Genomic DNA, 16,686 nt, shown 5'->3' on the forward strand with positions numbered 1-16,686 from the left:
AAAAAGTGTTATATAGATTAAAGCTACTATTGAGTGGTCAAAATGTAAAAAAAGAACGTGTTAGAGCTAAGCTTGAGATCGATATTTCTATAGTTTTCATTATGTTAGGATTGCTTACTTTCGGGTGGGTTATGGTTACATCTGCATCGATGATAGTTGCTTTAGATGATTATAATAACGCTTATTTTTATTCAATTAGGCAAGGTTTTTTTGCGATTATTTCTATTTTTTTATTTTTATTGGCCTTATTGGTCCCAACTAAAAATTATGAGAAAAATTATAATGCTATTTTTTTTATAATGTTGTTAGTGCTAGTCGCTGTTTTAGTGCCAGGAGTCGGAAAAAGCGTTAATGGCGCAAGGCGTTGGATACCTCTTTTAATTATTAATGTTCAAGTAGCTGAATTAGCAAAACTTTTGGCAATTATATTTTTCTCAGGTTATATAGCAACTAATTTAAAAAAAATGGGTGAGTTTAAAGAAGGAATACTTACTCCTGTAACTTTATTGGGTTGTATAGCTATACTTTTACTTATGCAACCAGATTTTGGCTCAACGGTTGTGATCTCTATATGTGTTATGGGCATGCTATTTGTATCAGGCAATAAAGTGAGATGGTATGGATTACTGCTTGGGGCTATGATTATGATGGCCACAATGTTGGTTATTATATCGCCGTATCGTATGCATAGGATAACCGGTTTTCTACACCCGTGGGAGAATGCAAATGGATCAGGTTATCAGCTAGTCCAAGCCCTTATAGGTTTTGGTCGAGGCGGTTGGTTTGGCGATGGGCTTGGTAACGGAGTTCAAAAACAATTTTTCTTACCAGAGGCACATACAGATTTTATTACCTCTGTAATTGCCGAAGAGATTGGTGTTATAGGTCTTATGATTTTGCTTATAGTTTATTTATTTATAGTTTTTAGAGCAATAAGTATAGCAAAACTAGCTTTTGAGCTTAAGCGTTATTATCAAGCATTTTTGTCATATGGTATAGGGTTTTGGTTAGGTTTTCAGGTTTTTGTGAATATTGGTGTAAATACTGGGTTACTTCCAACTAAAGGATTAACTCTACCACTAATAAGTTATGGAGGCAGTAGCTTACTTATTATGTGTTATACATTAGGTATTTTAGTTAGGATTGATTTTGAGAATAAGCTTTTAGCTGATACTATAAACCCTCGCTATATTTATAAAAAAGTAAAATAAGTATTTTATTTAGTTTCGTTAAATTGCTCTGGTTTTTCTTCTTTATTCTCAAATAAAAATTTTTGCATCTCTTCTTGAAGGAATGTTTTTGCTTTAGGGTCCATTAGATTTAATCTATATTCATTTATTAGTATCGTTTGATGAGATAACCAAGCTTGCCATGCTTGATTAGAAATTTCTGCTAGTATCTTTTTACCAAACTCACCAGGCAGTGGTTGAAATGGTATAGCATCTAATTCTTCATTATATTTTTTACATAATACTTTAGTCATAAATTATTCCTTTAAATTGTTATATACATCTTTTTGGTTTTGGTAATCCTGCAAGTTTTGCAGCTTGCACAGCTGGAGATACTGGAAATAACGTTTGTAAATACAAACTATTACCGATTTTTTCTCCATGTTTTTCTTTTAAAGCTTTTACAAGATCTCTTATTGCAGGAGATTTTTGGTTTTTTTTGTAAAAGTTACGTAAAAAATTAATAACAAGTATATGCTCTGAAGATAAAGCAATATCCTCATCATATGCGGTTTTTTTGCAAAAATCTATATCCCAACTATCAAAGTTAAGTAAAAAGCCTTGGTCGTCTATATTGTAGTTATCCACAAATATGGTAAAATTTGATACTAGTTTTTATTATCTGACAATTATAGCAAATAAGAGTAATTGTTTTAATCCATAAAAGGTATTTTTGATGAAAGTTACACTATACACAACTAAATATTGTCCATATTCGCTTAGGGCTAGAATAGCTTTAGCAGAGAAAAAAATGGCTATGGAAGTTGTTGAAGCCGGAGATTTAGACCCTAATCTGGTAAAAAAGATCTCTCCTAATGGGATATTTCCAGTTTTAAAAGAAAAAGATTATAGTATTAATAATAGAAAAGCGTTGTTAATCTATATTGATGAAAGATTCCCAGCACCAGGGCTTTTACCAAGTTTGGTGAATGATCGCATCAAGATTAGATTATCATTAGAAAAAATAGATAATGAATTATATCCAGTGCTTGATGAAATTAGAAAAAATAGGGAGAATAAGACAAAGCTTAAATCTTTATTTAAAGATTTAAAAGAAAGTATATTAACTATGGAAAAAGCTTTTGGAGATTCTGACTTTTTTGTATCATCTGGCTTCACTTTAGCAGATTGTTATATTGCAGCTTTGATCATTTGTTTAGAAGCAGAAGGTTTTGTTATTGATGAAACTTTTGGAGCAGTATTTGATTATAAAAAACGAGTTTTTGCTAGAGATTCTGTTAAGAAAGCTAATTTAAAGGGCAATGCTAATGATTCGCTCTTAAAAACTTTGCGAGCAAATAAATAGTTAAGGTTAAAATTGTATGTGGTATCAAAATTTTGTAGATTTTGTTTTTTTTATGCTTAGTGTTGTACTTATAGTTTTTGCTATAGTTTTCATTATTAGTAGCTTTTTTTCATTATTAGCTAGGGCAAAACAAGAGGTTACTAAACTTGCTAAAGGTAAGCTAGAGATTAGTAAAATAGGTGATGACTATAAAGAAACTAAACAAACAGTTTTAGAAACTTTATTAGATAAAAAAGAATATAAGAAACAGCTTAAAGAACAAAAAAAATTAGAGAAGCAAAATAGTCCAAAAGAAAAAGTTTTTGTAATTAATTTTAAAGGTGATCTTCATGCTTCTCAGGTTGAAAATTTACGTAAGGAAGTTTCTACTATTTTAGCTGTGGCTAAATCAGAAGATGAAATTATTGTTAGAATAGATAGTCCAGGTGGAGTTGTTAACGGTTATGGTTTTGCAGCAGCACAGTTAGAACGTATTCGTCAATCAGGACTGAATTTAACTATCTGTATTGATCAAGTAGCTGCAAGTGGTGGATATATGATGTCTGCTGTTGGGCATAAAATAATATCGGCACCATTCGCAATTGTTGGTTCAATAGGTGTAATCGGGCAGGTGCCAAACATCCATGAGCTATTACAGAAAAATGGCATAAATGTTGAAATGCATACTTCAGGAGAGTTTAAGCGCACACTTACTACTATGGGTGAAAATACTGATGAAGGTCGTGAAAAATTTAAGCAAGATCTTGCAAATATCCATGAGCTCTTTAAAAAGCATATTTTAACGTATCGACCTAGTTTAGATATGAGTAAGGTTGGAACTGGAGAATATTGGTTTGGTAAAGATGCACTTGAATTAGGATTGGTTGATAAAATTCAAACATATGATGACTATTTAATGGACCTATTGGATAAACAACATGATGTATATGAAGTTAGTTTTGTTAGAAAAAAAGATAAAGGTTTTTTAAAATCAAAGCTTGCTTTGGTTAAAAAAACGCTAACAAATTTTTTGTATGCACGTAAAATAATATAGGATAAACGTGTTATCGTTAAACGCACATAAGAAACTTTTAGATACTTTTTTAGAGCAAAAAGCTAAAAACACTTTGCATCATGCTTTTTTGTTTAGAGTGAAAGAAGCTGTTTTGCTGGATAGTTTTATTAATTCTTTAAGTCAATTATTACTTGCTCAAGAAGTTAAAGACTATAGCGAATCTCCTTATGTAATGATAGCAGCTTCTGAAAACGATGAAGTTAAAGTAGCAGAAATAAAAAAGATAATTAAAAATTGTGAATTAACAGCCCATAATAATTTGGCTAAAATTATTATCATAGAAGAGCTTGATCTTTTAAATGAATCAGCTGCAAATGCTCTGTTAAAAACTTTGGAAGAACCAACGGAAAATACTTTTTTCTTGATGTTTACAAAGAGTTATAGAGATGTTTTAGCAACTGTTAAAAGTAGATCACTTGTTTATGATATAGAATTTGATCAAGAAGATAAGTATAAATACCTCAAATATACTTTTGGAATGACTAAAGTGGCTGTAGAGAAGTCTTTGCAAATGACTCGAGGTGATATAAATGTGATTGCCAAAATAAAGCTAGAACAGCAGTTTTGGCAGCTTAGAAATAGTTTAATGAAAGTGTTAGTAAACCAAATAAATCCTAATGTTTTTCTAAAAGAAGCTAATCCACATTTTAGAGATACCCTTTACTGGTTAACAAGTATAATTATTGATGTTTATTATTATAAACTTGATGGAGAAAGTCAAAACATTGCTAATTATGATAAGTTAGCCGTTATCAAATATATTGCAACTAAGTTAGAAGAAAGTTATTTATACAAGATGTATCATAAGGCTCTTGAGGCAAAAAAATATTTTGCTAATTTTAAAAATGTTGATAAAGAGCTAATTTTAGAAAATTTAATACTAGAAATTATAAAATAGGAAAAAAAATGGAAGTAAAACAACAACAACGATTAAGAGCAGAAGCTCATAGCTTAAAACCAGTAGTGTTGATGGGTGATAAAGGACTTACAGAAAATGTGTTACTTGAGATAGATTTAGCATTAGCATCACATGAGCTTATAAAAGTTAAAGCTGGACGCTTGCCAAAAGAAGAAAAGCAGGAAATAGCTGATAAAATTACTAAAGCAACAAAGTCTGAACTTGTACAGATGATAGGTAATATATTAGTTATATATAGAAAAAACCCTAACTTAAATAAAAAGTAGGCTAAAGTTATGAGTTTTCCAATTTCACGTCCGCGCAGATTAAGAAGATCTCAGGGGATTCGAGACATGGTTGCTGAGATTACATTGGGTTCTGATGATTTAATGTATCCTATATTTGTGGTACATGGTAGCGGCATTAAAAAAGAAATTTCAAGCTTACCAAATCAATACCATTGGTCAATTGATAGGTTTGGTGAAATAATTGAGCAGGTAAAAAATGCTAATATAAAAAGTTTGATGGTTTTTGGTGTGCCAAAAGTAAAAGACCTTGTATCATCAGAAAATTATAATCCAGATGGCATTACTCAACAAGCAATTAGAAAAATCAAAGAACTTGCTCCCGATATCATAGTGGCCACAGATGTATGTATGTGTAGTTTTACTACACATGGGCATTGTGGGATATTAGATCACAATGAGAATGTTGATAATGATAAAACATTAAAAATCTTACAAAAAACAGCTATATCACATGCAGAAGCTGGTGCTGATATTGTAGCTCCAAGTGGTATGATGGATGGTATGATTCTGGCTATGAGAGAAGCTCTAGATGAAGCTAATTTTAAAGAAATTGCTATTATGTCATACTCTGTAAAATATGCATCAGCATATTATGGACCTTTTAGGAGTGCTTGTGATTCATCTTTAACAGGTGATCGTAAGACTTATCAGATGGATTATCGTAATAAGAAAGAAGCAATTCGTGAAGCAGTAGAAGATGTTGAGCAGGGCGCTGATTTTATAATGGTAAAACCAGCACTAAGTTATCTTGATATTATTAATGAGCTTAGTCATATAATTGATCTACCAATTGCAGCCTATCATGTAAGTGGTGAATATGCGATGATAAAAACTGCCGCCAAAGCAGGCCTGGTTGATGAGAAAGCGATTACAATTGAGACTTTAATATCTATGAAAAGAGCAGGGGCGAAGGTTATTCTTACTTATGCTGCATTAGATGTGGCAACGTGGATAAAGAGTTAGCTTATGATAAATATAGCTTTGTTTGAGCCAGAAATTCCTCCTAATACTGGAAATATTATTCGTTTGTGTGCAAATGTGGGAGCAAATCTTCATTTAATAGAACCATTGGGGTTTAAGTTAGAAGATAAACAGCTTAGAAGAGCAGGCTTAGATTACCATGAGTTTGCAGACCTAAAAATTTATAAAAACTTTGATGAGTTTTACCAAGTCAATAAATCTAATAAAATATGGGCTTGTACAACTAAAGCTAAGCAATATTATCATCAAGTAAATTTTGACTGTGATGATATTTTACTTTTTGGCCCTGAGACTAGAGGTCTCCCAGTGGAAGTGCTCGAACAGCTTCAAGAAGCTCAAATAAAGATACCTATGCATAAAAACAGTCGTAGTTTGAATTTATCAAATTCTGTAGCAGTTATTCTTTATGGAGCATTGAATAGTGTCGGTTTTGATCAGTTAGGATTGATATAATTAGCCATAAGTATATAGTTTTGTATTTCTTTTTATTTTATTTTTACCATATATATCATTATCAATGATTCTTTTAAGCTTAAAGCCTGCATTCTCTGCAACAGCTTGGCTTTTGATATTTGTACTATCAGTAGTTAGTAATATTTCATATGTTTTCATATGAATAGATGTGAATTTTAATAAGGAATTTACAGCTTCAAGCATATATCCATTTCCTACTTGAGAGGATCTTAACCAGTATCCTAATTCAAAAAAATTATCATCTATAGAGTTTCTGGTTAAACTAATATTACCAATATAAGTACCTTGTTTTAGGAATATGCTCATAACCATATGCAGTTTTTTTTCCGACTGTTGTTTTGAGTATTCACAAAAACTTATAGTTTGATTTAGAGTTGGAATCTTAGTACACCAATCGAGCCATTTTGATAAATCATTATGAGATTCTATTAATGCTTCATTAATTAATTTGGCATGACTAACATCTATTGGTTCTAAGACTAGCTTGCTTGTCGTTAATTTTTGAGGTACTTGCATTATATAATAATTAATTAGTTATATTTAATCCATTATAGATATAAACATTGCTGTGAAGAATTAGTTTTAGTACTTTAGAGTAAAGTAATTTGTAGAGATATTATTTTTTGTAATATTTTGGAGTAAATTCAATACCAAATTTAACATTCATCCATAATCTACTTATAAAGCTTTGCATTTCAGTATTATGGATGTTTAAGACATACATCTTTTTAATCATTTTATCAGTAGGTTGAATATTAGTATCGCTAAATATATTATCAAGATATTCACTATTTTGTGTAATAGCATTCGGCTGGTATAGATAGTTACTATTTTGAGCAGATACGTAAGGATCTATAATGTAGTTCATTAATGCATAAGCTTTATCTAAATTTTTAGCTCCTTTAGGAATAATAAGCATATCAAACCAGATGTTGGTGCCTTCTTTAGGGACTACATAGGCTAGAGTAATATCTGGATTTACAATTTTTGCTCTAGCTACGGATCTGATTACATCTCCAGAATAACCCATAACTAAGCAAAGATTGCCAGCCGTGAAATCATTTTGGTACTTGTTACTATCAAAATACTTAATATATGGACGAATATTTTTAATAATATCTAGAGCTGCTTTTTCATACTCAGCCTTGCTATTTGTATTTGGATCAATACCGTGATAGAAGAAATAATTACCAAATATTTGTTCAGGTTCATCAAGAAGAGATACACCGCATGAAGATATTTTTTTAAGATATTTTTTGTCAAAGATATATTTCCAGCTATTGGGTATAACATCTTTACCAAGGCTTTGCGCTATTTCTTCTTTATTGTATGCTAGGCCTGTTGTGCCATAGCTATATACTACGGCATATTGATTTCCAGGATCATTTATCTGAGAGACTTTATCATAAACTGCTTTATTACGATATTTTAAGTTTGGTAGTTTCGATTTATCTAGCTTTATAAGGGCATTTGAAGCAATTTCATTATTTAAGTACAAGGCTCCTTGTTCAATAACTTCAAAACCAGAAGATCCTGTCATGACTTTAGCACGAGTCATATTATCATCTGAAGTATATATATACTTAACTCTAGTATTTGATAGTTTTGAGAAGCATGGGATTATTTCTGGAGATATATAGTCAGCCCAATTTGTAAAATTTATCTGATTTTTAATATTTGAGGGTTTTATTGGGTTCTTAAGTATTTTATCACTACAAATATAAGCATTATCTGCAGAATATGATAAATTAGTTACGCTAATTAGAACACCAAGAATAAAGAGTTTAAGTTTCATAAAAGTAGCGTTGGCTGTAGTTGTTATAGAATTGCTTTAAGTATATACTAAACGCTGATATTGACGAAGTAAAAAAATAGCTATGGAACAGATTATTAGTAGCAAAAAATTTGGCTTAATTAGACTGATAATGATAAATATTATTGCTGTAGATAGTTTAAGAAATATTTCTATTACTGCTCAGGCAGGGTGGATAGTTGTAACTTTTTATATATTAGCTGGAATCTTCTTTTTAGTTCCTTGTGCATTATTAACAGCTGAGATGTCTACAGGCTCAGCTAATGAGACTGGTGGTATATATATATGGGTAAAAAAAGCTTTTGGTAAGAGGTTAGGGTTTTTAGTTATCTGGATACAGTGGGTATATAACCTAGTATGGTTCCCATCGATTTGTGGATTTTTTGCAGGTGTAATAGCATATGTAATTGCGCCTTTGACGGCTCAAAATGCTGGTGAGCTAGTAGCTAATCCATGGTATATGATATCAATGAGTTTAGTGATGTTTTGGAGTGCTACGGCAATTAATTTGTTTGGAATTAAAACATCTAGTACAGTAAGTACTCTTGGCGCTATTATTGGTACTCTTTTACCAATGTTTATTATTATAATAATTGCTGCAATATGGTCAATGTCTCATACAAATGATATAGTTTTGCCAACTGCTACTGACTTTATTCCATCAGGAAATAATATAAATAGTTGGGCTCTATTTATAACGGTTATGTTTAGTTTGTTCGGTTTAGAAATGAGTGCTATTCACGCAGCTAATGTTAAAAATGCCAAAAAGAACTTCCCTAAGGCATTACTGATCTCAGGGTCAGTTATATTAGGGTCTTTAATTTTATCTAATATTGCAGTAATAATAGTAAGTAGTCAATTAAAAGTAGGTGATGTTGACATCGTAACTGGACTAATGGTTTCTTTTGATTATTTTTTTAGTCAAATTAATATGCCATGGATGACATATCTTATAGCTATAACATTAATATTTGGAGCTTTCACGACAACTTCAGCTTGGATTATGGGCTTATCAAGAGCTTTTATGATTGTGAGTAATGACAAAATTTTGCCACAAATTTTTGGTAGAACTAATAAGAATGATGCTCCAGATACAATGTTAATAACTCAAGCGTTAGTGTTTACAATATTTTGTTTTTCTTATATTTTTATGCCATCTGTGAATGAAGCATATTGGTACCTTAGTGATTTAACTGCACAGTTGGCAGTGATAGCATATATCTTAATGTTTATCACAGCAGTTAAATTAAAAATAAGTCAACCTTTACAAAAAGGGCAATACGAAATATGTAAAGGTCCTTTGGGAACTATTATTATGGCGTTATTAGGTTGTATAGGTTGTATAGTTGCTATTATCGTTGGATTTATTCCAGTAGGTAATATGGATATGTCAACTATAAGCTTTGATATGATGTTAATTGTTGGAATTGTTGTGACATTAATTATTCCAGCAGTAATAACAATAAAAAAGTAAAAAATTTTAAAAAGTTACTAATGTCTGAGCGAGCTTTTTCTGTAGCTTTTGTGACTTTGAAATAATAAATAAAAGTACTCTAAAAGCTATTTGTTTAAATGTATTATCAGAGACAATAAAATTTCTAATTCTTTCTGTTACAGCTATTATTTCTTTACCTTTTTTATGTTGCTTAATATTATAATTATCTAAATCTTTATCTAATATAGCATTGACAGCAGCAAATGCATCAGCTATACCCAAATTCATCCCTCTGCCACCTACGGGTGAGTGAGTATGTGCTGCATCTCCACATAGAATGACATTACCTTTTACATATGTTGAAGCTTGCTTGATGGATATTTTAAAGCTGGCAGACCTATAAGTATGATCAACTTCAAGTTCATAAGGTAAAGAGTCAAGATTGATTTTATTATTTGATACAATTCTATATCTTTTGTCTGCCATGCGCATCATAAAAAATATAGTGCTTCCTATCTTACGTATTGTAGCTGCATCTATGTTGGTTGATTTGGTATAAAAATCAATAATATGCCAAGCTTCGGGAAGTACATATCCTTTTTGTTCAATATTCATTAATTCTCTAACTTTACTATGAGCACCATCTGCCCCAATTACATAATCAAAAATAGCTTCTTCATTATTGCTAAGTATAGCTGTGATAGTTGAGTCTTCATTAATATATAATTTTATTAGCTCGGTTCCATACTCTACTTTACAACCAAAATTATTTAATTTATCTTCAATTATCGCTTCTGTTCTATCTTGAGGAAGGGATATTATTGTTTCTGAATTTAGGTATTTTTCTAAATTTAAGTTTAGTATAGATTTATCTCCTAAGAAAACATTTATTTGTTTAATAGCAACACCCTCATGTAAGATTTTATCTTTTATATCTCCTATATGCTCATATCGAGATAATGTCGCAGGGACTATTCCTATAGCTCTTGAAAGATTGGATGAATTTTTTCTTTTTTCAATAATTCTAGGCTTAATTCCATTGTATGCTAATTCAACAGAAGCGGATAACCCAGTTGGTCCAGCTCCTACAATTAAAATTCTCATAAATACCACCAAATTAAATGCTATATATGTAATTATAATTAAAAATTATCAATAAAATAGCAAAACTAACTAGCTAATAAATAGATGGTTAAAATAATTGATACTGCCTAAAAGCTTTTGTTTATCATCTTAGAGTTTATTAAAAAAATATTTATTATGATTATCTTAATGGAGTATTGGATAAATGAGGAAAAGAAAAATGAATAATTAATTTATCTATTTTTTCATTCAATATTCTTTGCCGATATTTTAAATATATTCAAATATTTCTTAAAACTGTTAAAATATCAACAATTATCAAAATAACTGTCTTAGCTAAATGGTTTTAAAAACAATAAGATCTTGGTATCAAAATAGGTATTTAAATAGCGAACCAATCATGTTCGTTGGTTTGATGTTGTTTTTTTATCTAGTTTTAGCTTTTTTAGGTGATTATATAGCTCCGATTTTAGCAGCACTTGTTATTGCCTATTTACTCGATACTTTCGTAACTATATTGTATAAATTTACTAAAATAAGGAGAATATTCTTAGTTTACTTTGTTTATATAATATTTTTGATCGTTTTATTTTCTGTGATATTTGTCTTATTTCCAATCATCATTAATCAGTTGATAGATTTTATTAAACAAGCTTCACATACCCTTTCATCACTTAAACTAAGCCTTCAAGAGCTGTCATTAAAATATCCAACATTATTGACAGATGATCGGATCAATTCAATTGTGACGTGGTTTGATAATATTGATTGGAAAAAAATTAGTTCTAATGTTGGCTCATTTATTCTACAAAATACAGCCACAACATTACCATTATTATTTTCTGTTTTAATTTACCTATTTTTAGTGCCATTAATGGTATTTTATTTTTTAAAAGATAAAGAGTTGATTATTACATGGTTTAAAGGTTTCTTACCAAGAGAAAATGGAGCGTTATACTATGTATGGAATGATCTTAAACCTAAACTAGCAGACTATGTAAGAGGCAAGGCAATTGAATTTATTTTAGTATCAGTAATTACCTATATTGGGTTTGCATTCTTTGATATGAACTATTCTGTATTGTTAGCATTTGGTGTTGGACTATCTGTTATTATACCTTATGTGGGTATGGCAATGATTACTATACCAGTAATAATGGTCGGTATATTGCAATTTGGTTTAAATGGTACTTTTGTATCAATGTTAGTGGTGTTTTTCATTATCCAAGCTCTCGATGGTAATTTACTTGTACCTCTTTTATTTTCTGAAGTTTTAAATATGCATCCAGTAGGTGTGGTTTCAGCGATCCTTATTTTTGGTGGAATGTGGGGATTATGGGGTATATTTTTTGCAATACCTTTAGGATTGCTATTTATGTCGGGAGTTAATATGTTTAGAAATCACCTTAAAGGAAGAAGGGAAGCCTCTAAGATAAATTTATGTTAATCAAACAAAAAAAGCTTAATCAAAATATTTTAGAAAATCTTTTGGCTAAGGGTTATGATGCTTTTTCTGCTAGGATAATTTCTGCTCGAGTAACAAGTGTTGATAATATTGACTCAATACTAAATGGTTCAATAAAAGATTTATCCTCACCTTTTTTATTCAAAGATATTGATAAAGGTGTAAATAGATTATATACAGCACTTCAAAATGGTGAGGTTATCGGATTAGAGACTGACCATGATTGTGATGGCCAGACTTCGCATGCAATTTTTTATGAAGCATTAACAAAAGTCTTTGGTTATCCAAAAGAGAAAATACGATCTTATATAGGCCATAGGATGCAAGAAGGATATGGTTTATCAGAATCATTGATGAATAGGATTCTTTCTGACAATATTAGACCTAGTTTAATTTTAACAGCAGATAATGGATCTACTGATGAGCCACGTATTTTGATGCTTAAAAAAAACGGTATAGAAACTATTGTGACAGATCATCATGGTATACCATCAGAGGGTGCTCCAAAGAGTGCTATAGCTGTTCTTAATCCGACTCAACCAGGTTGTGATTATCCAGATAAGGCTATTGCAGGGTGTATGGTTGCTTGGCTTTTTATGGCGGCTTTGCGGAGAAAATATATTGAAAATAAAAAAAATGTATCTAAAACTTATGGCTTAAGTAATTTGTTAGATTTTGTAGCTATTGGTACAGTAGCTGATTGTGTAAGCATGGCAAATAGCTATAATAATCGTATAGTTACTAAATTTGGAATAGAACAATTAAGAAAGAATAGTCGTTTATGTTGGGATTTTATTGAAAAAGATAAGTTATCTAGTGAATATATAGGGTTTGGTATAGCGCCTATCTTAAATAGTGATGGTAGAGTTTCAGATGCATTAGGTTCAGTTAGCTTTTTACTTGAGGAAGATAAACAAAAAATAGAAGCTATTTTTGAAAATCTTAAAGATCAGAATAATCAGCGTAAAGAAATTCAAAAAAAGATTACACAGCAGGCTATAGTACAAGCAGCAGATTTAAATCATAATAAAAATTCTTTATGTATAATGCTTGAAAATGGGCATTCAGGCATTCATGGTATATCTGCAAGTAGAATCAAAGATATGTATGGTAAACCCGTTATAATTTTTTCTGAAACAGAGAGTGACTCAAGTATTATTTCTGGATCAGCTAGAAGTGTTGACGATATTCATATAAAAAAAATATTAGATCGTGTTGTAACTTTAGAGCCAGGTCTTATAATTAAATATGGTGGTCACAAGGGAGCTGCTGGATTATCGTTAAAAAAAAGTGATTTTAATAAATTTTATAGTGTTTTTGAAAATCAAATTACTAGCTTGCTTAGTGATAACAATATTGTTTTAGATGTGTGTATAGAATATGACTTCGAACTTGATGATAATGATTTTAATTTAAAGACTTTAGAAAAAATAAATTCTTTAGAACCTTTTGGTAGAGAATTTGAAAAGCCTATATTCTGTAATGATTTTACTATTGAAAAAATTCGCTTTGTTGGTAAAGATAAAAATCATGCCCAATTAGTTTTGTGTTATAAAAGCAACAAGTCAATTAAAGCTATATGGTTTAATGCTATTGATAATAAGATAGTAAAGCAAATAGCTATTGGTGATACTATAAAAGCTTGCTATCAGTTGCAAAAAGAAGAATTTTTAGGACAGGTAAATTTATCATTAAATATTAAAGAGCTCCAAAAATGAAAGATCAGATATATATAGAGCGAGAATTAACTGCTGATATAGGGAATATAGATGTTGAGTATTATCAGCTAATAGATTCAACTAATGATTACCTCTTAGGTAAGCTTTATACACATAAATATCATTTCTGCTATGCTGATTCACAAACAAAAGGGCGTGGGCGTCGTGGTAGTAAATGGGTTTCAGAAAATAAGGATAATATATATTCAACCCTAGGTTTTCATTGTAATTTTAGTATTGCAAAAGATTCTTTAAGAAGTGTAAAAGTAGCGCTGGGAGTTTTGGAGGCTATTAAACTATATATTCCTCAAGAATTTCAGAGATATTTAAAAGTAAAACTACCAAATGATATTTACTTCAAAGATCAAAAAATAGCAGGAATACTTATTGAGACAAAAAATATTAAAAAAACAAGTTTTGATATTATTATTGGTGTTGGCATAAATGTAAATATGCTTGATATTGGTGAGAATATTGACAGGCATTGGACGTCATTAGCTATCATTAATAAAACAGAAGTTAACATATCTAAAGTGATAGTTAGTTTAGTAAAAAGTATTATTAAACATTTTGATAAACAGAATCTGCAAGCATTACAGGAATTTTCAGAATATGATTTTATTCTAGATAAAAGTATTAGTTTTAAGTATTTTAACAAAGTATACCAGGGGATAGCTAAGGGAGTATCAAAAGATCTTAAGCTGTTGCTTCTGGATAATGAAAATAGTGTCTTAGAGTTTGATTTGGTTAGTGTAAGTAAAATTAGAGTCATTAAATGAGCTTAGAAAATATTATAAAAAGAGCTGAATATTTAGAAAAAATTCGTAATTATTTTAAAGACTTAGAGGTGTTAGAAGTTGATACTCCTTTGGCATATGATTATGGTGCTACAGATCCATTTATAGAGGTTTTTGCTATAGATACTATAGCAGGTAAAAAATATCTACAGAGCTCTCCTGAATATGCGATGAAGAGGTTATTAGCAGCTGGCAGTGGAAGCATATATCAAATATGTAAGGCATTTCGTAATGAACCTTGTGGTAGATTACATAATCATGAATTCACAATGATAGAATGGTATAGGGTTGGAATAGATTATTTTGAACTTATGCAAGAGATGGAAAGTTTATTTTTATCAGTTAAATCATGTCTGCAATTTAAATATTTAAGTTATCAACAGGTCTTTGAAAAATACTATAATTTTAATCCTCATGATGTTACTTTATTAGAGTTAAAGAGCGAGGTCGAAAGGGTTGTTGGTAAGATCCAAGGTCTAACAAATCCAACTATTGCAGATTATTTAGATATTCTTTTTAGTTATAAAATTGAGAAAGAACTTAAACAACAAAATACTATATATTTTATCCATGATTATACTGTTCACCAATCAGCTTTAGCTAAGAAGGTGAATGATAAAGATAGCCAGCAGGTTGCTGCAAGGTTTGAGGTTTTTTATAATGGAACTGAGTTAGCTAATGGTTATTATGAGCTTATAGATAAAAAAGAACAGTCAAGGCGTTTTCAAAGTGATCTAAAACTTCGTAAAGAGCAAGGTAAGCAAATCCTAGATATTGATGATAAATTATTAAACTGCTTAGAGGGTATTCCAGAATGTTCAGGAGTGGCTTTAGGTTTTGATAGATTATTTATGAGTTTAGAAAATATAAAAGATATAAAAGAATTAACTATTTTGAATTAAGTTGTTGATTATTATGTATAGTGATTGGATTAATAGCAAATTTTATTTCCATGTTTTTTAGTTCTTTTGCTATATTTAAAAGTAACTCATCTTGTATTGTTACAAAATCTGTAAAAAAGACTTTGTTGACTAAAGCATATATTTGAATATTAATACCATTTGATCCAAAACTTCCTTCAGTACGATTGCCTATAAATGTTCCTCCAGAAGCAAGCGAGACACTAATGGTTTTTGTATGATCAATATTTGGGTGAGTTTTTAATATAGCGAGAATTTTCTCTTTAATTAAATTGATTTGCTCAAGATGATTATAGTCAATAGTTATAAACTGTAGTATACGTCTATGTGTACGACGTGATGTAGTAGTTATACAAGTATTTAGAAATACAGAATTTGGTATGTGCATTGGAGCAGTTTCATAGCTGTCTACTCGAGTTGTTAAAATACCTATTTTTTTAATTGCTCCACTAAATTTTATTGAAGAATTTATATCAGATGCAATAATATCACCCTCAGAGTATTTACGATTGAAGACAACAAATAGTCCACCAAAAAAATTGGTTAAAAGAGTGCTTTGAGAAAGCGTCAATCCAGCTATAGCGACCCCGCTGAATGCTCCTAGAGCAGTAGGAGGTACACGAAAGGCAGCTAAAATTAAAATGATTGAAATTACTATAGCACCAAGCTCTAAAGCTTTAAAAATAGCATTAATATCTCTAAAGTCATCATAACCACTGATATTTTTAGCTTTTTTCTTATCTATAGTTATTTGTCTACTTTGGTAGAGGAATTTAAATAAACTAATTATAATTGCAACATAAATAAAAAAGTCAAATATCTTGTCAGAATAGGAAACTATCATATCTTTATAGTTGGGAAGTTTTACTATAACTGGTAAGTCAATACATGTTTTGACAAAGTATGACCAAATAACTAAATAAAGAGTTAATTTAAAAGATTTTATAAAAGAAGATCTAACTGTATTTTTATGCTTTATAGTTAGTAAGCTTCCAAAGACTATTATAATTAGGCTAAGTATTAGGCATATTAAAAAATCTATAAATAAAATATAAGATATTGAATAGTTCTGCACTCTTAGAAGGATATTGTTTAAAATATTCATTATTTGATTAACTTAGTTAGGCTGTATTGTAATCTTAGTATATTTTATTGATAGGTTATAGATCTAGATGAGAAATATTTTGTTTTAGATAGGTTTTAAC

18 protein-coding genes are annotated in these 16,686 nt (G+C 30.1%); 12 read left to right on the plus strand and 6 right to left on the minus strand.

What is annotated here, in order from left to right; all coding sequences use genetic code 11:
• Nucleotides 1–5 precede the first annotated feature (5 nt).
• The gene (gene ftsW, locus ACR0PV_RS02680) at nucleotides 6–1,211 is read left to right on the plus strand and encodes a putative lipid II flippase FtsW (protein WP_488173469.1); all 1,206 of its coding nucleotides are present in this window, start codon (nucleotides 6–8) and stop codon (nucleotides 1,209–1,211) included.
• A gap of 5 nt (nucleotides 1,212–1,216) precedes the next feature.
• On the opposite strand, the gene ACR0PV_RS02685 is transcribed toward ftsW, so the two are convergent.
• Together ACR0PV_RS02685 and ACR0PV_RS02690 are read right to left on the minus strand one after the other, a co-directional pair.
• Nucleotides 1,217–1,483 (minus strand): oxidative damage protection protein, encoded by a 267-nt coding sequence (locus tag ACR0PV_RS02685; RefSeq protein ID WP_488173470.1) that lies wholly within the window; start codon nucleotides 1,481–1,483, stop codon nucleotides 1,217–1,219.
• A gap of 19 nt (nucleotides 1,484–1,502) precedes the next feature.
• Nucleotides 1,503–1,817, minus strand: coding sequence for a TusE/DsrC/DsvC family sulfur relay protein (locus ACR0PV_RS02690; protein WP_488173471.1), 315 nt, complete (start codon nucleotides 1,815–1,817; stop codon nucleotides 1,503–1,505).
• 88 nt (nucleotides 1,818–1,905) lie between these two features.
• Between ACR0PV_RS02690 and sspA the strand changes: the two genes are divergently transcribed.
• Genes sspA through trmL form a run of 6 tightly spaced genes read left to right on the plus strand, consistent with a single transcriptional unit; the run spans nucleotide 1,906 to nucleotide 6,229 of the window.
• On the plus strand, nucleotides 1,906–2,535 hold the full coding sequence (gene sspA, locus ACR0PV_RS02695) for a transcriptional regulator SspA (protein ID WP_488173472.1): 630 nt from the start codon (nucleotides 1,906–1,908) through the stop codon (nucleotides 2,533–2,535).
• Between the two features lie 16 nt (nucleotides 2,536–2,551).
• Nucleotides 2,552–3,568: a protease SohB gene (gene sohB, locus ACR0PV_RS02700; protein WP_488173473.1), complete on the plus strand. Its 1,017-nt coding sequence runs from the start codon at nucleotides 2,552–2,554 to the stop codon at nucleotides 3,566–3,568.
• A 7-nt stretch (nucleotides 3,569–3,575) separates the two neighbouring features.
• Nucleotides 3,576–4,487, plus strand: coding sequence for a DNA polymerase III subunit delta' C-terminal domain-containing protein (locus ACR0PV_RS02705; RefSeq protein ID WP_488173474.1), 912 nt, complete (start codon nucleotides 3,576–3,578; stop codon nucleotides 4,485–4,487).
• 8 nt (nucleotides 4,488–4,495) lie between these two features.
• Nucleotides 4,496–4,774, plus strand: a complete 279-nt coding sequence (yhbY, locus tag ACR0PV_RS02710; RefSeq protein WP_488173475.1) for a ribosome assembly RNA-binding protein YhbY — start codon at nucleotides 4,496–4,498, stop codon at nucleotides 4,772–4,774.
• Between the two features lie 9 nt (nucleotides 4,775–4,783).
• Nucleotides 4,784–5,758 (plus strand): porphobilinogen synthase, encoded by a 975-nt coding sequence (hemB, locus tag ACR0PV_RS02715; protein WP_488173476.1) that lies wholly within the window; start codon nucleotides 4,784–4,786, stop codon nucleotides 5,756–5,758.
• A 3-nt stretch (nucleotides 5,759–5,761) separates the two neighbouring features.
• Entirely contained in the window at nucleotides 5,762–6,229 is a 468-nt protein-coding gene (gene trmL, locus ACR0PV_RS02720; protein ID WP_488173477.1) for a tRNA (uridine(34)/cytosine(34)/5-carboxymethylaminomethyluridine(34)-2'-O)-methyltransferase TrmL, read from the plus strand.
• Here trmL and ACR0PV_RS02725 read toward each other — a convergent pair whose 3' ends face one another.
• On the minus strand, nucleotides 6,230–6,766 hold the full coding sequence (locus ACR0PV_RS02725; RefSeq protein WP_488173478.1) for a GNAT family N-acetyltransferase: 537 nt from the start codon (nucleotides 6,764–6,766) through the stop codon (nucleotides 6,230–6,232). It lies immediately after the preceding gene.
• Nucleotides 6,767–6,866: 100 nt separating this feature from the next.
• Nucleotides 6,867–8,045, minus strand: coding sequence for a polyamine ABC transporter substrate-binding protein (locus ACR0PV_RS02730; protein WP_488173479.1), 1,179 nt, complete (start codon nucleotides 8,043–8,045; stop codon nucleotides 6,867–6,869).
• A gap of 82 nt (nucleotides 8,046–8,127) precedes the next feature.
• On the opposite strand from ACR0PV_RS02730, the gene gadC reads away from it, so the two are divergent.
• Nucleotides 8,128–9,537, plus strand: coding sequence for a glutamate transporter GadC (gadC, locus tag ACR0PV_RS02735; RefSeq protein ID WP_488173480.1), 1,410 nt, complete (start codon nucleotides 8,128–8,130; stop codon nucleotides 9,535–9,537).
• Between the two features lie 6 nt (nucleotides 9,538–9,543).
• Here gadC and ACR0PV_RS02740 read toward each other — a convergent pair whose 3' ends face one another.
• A complete protein-coding gene (locus ACR0PV_RS02740; protein ID WP_488173481.1) occupies nucleotides 9,544–10,602 on the minus strand; it encodes an FAD-dependent oxidoreductase in 1,059 nt (352 codons plus the stop codon).
• A 319-nt stretch (nucleotides 10,603–10,921) separates the two neighbouring features.
• Here ACR0PV_RS02740 and ACR0PV_RS02745 point away from each other — a divergent pair, with 319 nt between their 5' ends.
• From ACR0PV_RS02745 to epmA, 4 genes are read left to right on the plus strand one after another with little or no spacing between them, the layout of a single operon-like run.
• Nucleotides 10,922–12,028: an AI-2E family transporter gene (locus tag ACR0PV_RS02745; protein WP_488173482.1), complete on the plus strand. Its 1,107-nt coding sequence runs from the start codon at nucleotides 10,922–10,924 to the stop codon at nucleotides 12,026–12,028.
• Nucleotides 12,022–13,764 (plus strand): single-stranded-DNA-specific exonuclease RecJ, encoded by a 1,743-nt coding sequence (gene recJ, locus ACR0PV_RS02750; protein WP_488173483.1) that lies wholly within the window; start codon nucleotides 12,022–12,024, stop codon nucleotides 13,762–13,764. The genes ACR0PV_RS02745 and recJ overlap by 7 nt, the downstream gene beginning before the upstream one ends.
• On the plus strand, nucleotides 13,761–14,543 hold the full coding sequence (locus tag ACR0PV_RS02755; RefSeq protein ID WP_488173484.1) for a biotin--[acetyl-CoA-carboxylase] ligase: 783 nt from the start codon (nucleotides 13,761–13,763) through the stop codon (nucleotides 14,541–14,543). The genes recJ and ACR0PV_RS02755 overlap by 4 nt, the downstream gene beginning before the upstream one ends.
• The gene (epmA, locus tag ACR0PV_RS02760; RefSeq protein ID WP_488173485.1) at nucleotides 14,540–15,463 is read left to right on the plus strand and encodes an EF-P lysine aminoacylase EpmA; all 924 of its coding nucleotides are present in this window, start codon (nucleotides 14,540–14,542) and stop codon (nucleotides 15,461–15,463) included. The genes ACR0PV_RS02755 and epmA overlap by 4 nt, the downstream gene beginning before the upstream one ends.
• Here epmA and ACR0PV_RS02765 read toward each other — a convergent pair.
• Nucleotides 15,450–16,586 carry a mechanosensitive ion channel family protein gene (locus ACR0PV_RS02765; RefSeq protein ID WP_488173486.1) on the minus strand — a complete coding sequence of 379 codons (1,137 nt, stop codon included), beginning with the start codon at nucleotides 16,584–16,586 and terminating at the stop codon, nucleotides 15,450–15,452. The genes epmA and ACR0PV_RS02765 overlap by 14 nt on opposite strands.
• Nucleotides 16,587–16,686 lie beyond the last annotated feature (100 nt).

It is taken from the genome of Francisella sp. AG1, assembly GCF_057683165.1.

Bases quoted from the DNA above. Each gene is read 5' to 3' on its own strand.
- ACR0PV_RS02685 (WP_488173470.1), bottom strand. From the start codon at position 1,483: ATGACTAAAGTATTATGTAAAAAATATAATGAAGAATTAGATGCTATA.
- sspA (WP_488173472.1), top strand. From the start codon at position 1,906: ATGAAAGTTACACTATACACAACTAAATATTGTCCATATTCGCTTAGG.
- sohB (WP_488173473.1), top strand. From the start codon at position 2,552: ATGTGGTATCAAAATTTTGTAGATTTTGTTTTTTTTATGCTTAGTGTT.
- yhbY (WP_488173475.1), top strand. From the start codon at position 4,496: ATGGAAGTAAAACAACAACAACGATTAAGAGCAGAAGCTCATAGCTTA.
- hemB (WP_488173476.1), top strand. From the start codon at position 4,784: ATGAGTTTTCCAATTTCACGTCCGCGCAGATTAAGAAGATCTCAGGGG.
- trmL (WP_488173477.1), top strand. From the start codon at position 5,762: ATGATAAATATAGCTTTGTTTGAGCCAGAAATTCCTCCTAATACTGGA.
- ACR0PV_RS02725 (WP_488173478.1), bottom strand. From the start codon at position 6,766: ATGCAAGTACCTCAAAAATTAACGACAAGCAAGCTAGTCTTAGAACCA.
- ACR0PV_RS02730 (WP_488173479.1), bottom strand. From the start codon at position 8,045: ATGAAACTTAAACTCTTTATTCTTGGTGTTCTAATTAGCGTAACTAAT.
- gadC (WP_488173480.1), top strand. From the start codon at position 8,128: ATGGAACAGATTATTAGTAGCAAAAAATTTGGCTTAATTAGACTGATA.
- ACR0PV_RS02740 (WP_488173481.1), bottom strand. From the start codon at position 10,602: ATGAGAATTTTAATTGTAGGAGCTGGACCAACTGGGTTATCCGCTTCT.
- ACR0PV_RS02745 (WP_488173482.1), top strand. From the start codon at position 10,922: ATGGTTTTAAAAACAATAAGATCTTGGTATCAAAATAGGTATTTAAAT.
- recJ (WP_488173483.1), top strand. From the start codon at position 12,022: ATGTTAATCAAACAAAAAAAGCTTAATCAAAATATTTTAGAAAATCTT.
- ACR0PV_RS02755 (WP_488173484.1), top strand. From the start codon at position 13,761: ATGAAAGATCAGATATATATAGAGCGAGAATTAACTGCTGATATAGGG.
- epmA (WP_488173485.1), top strand. From the start codon at position 14,540: ATGAGCTTAGAAAATATTATAAAAAGAGCTGAATATTTAGAAAAAATT.
- ACR0PV_RS02765 (WP_488173486.1), bottom strand. From the start codon at position 16,586: ATGAATATTTTAAACAATATCCTTCTAAGAGTGCAGAACTATTCAATA.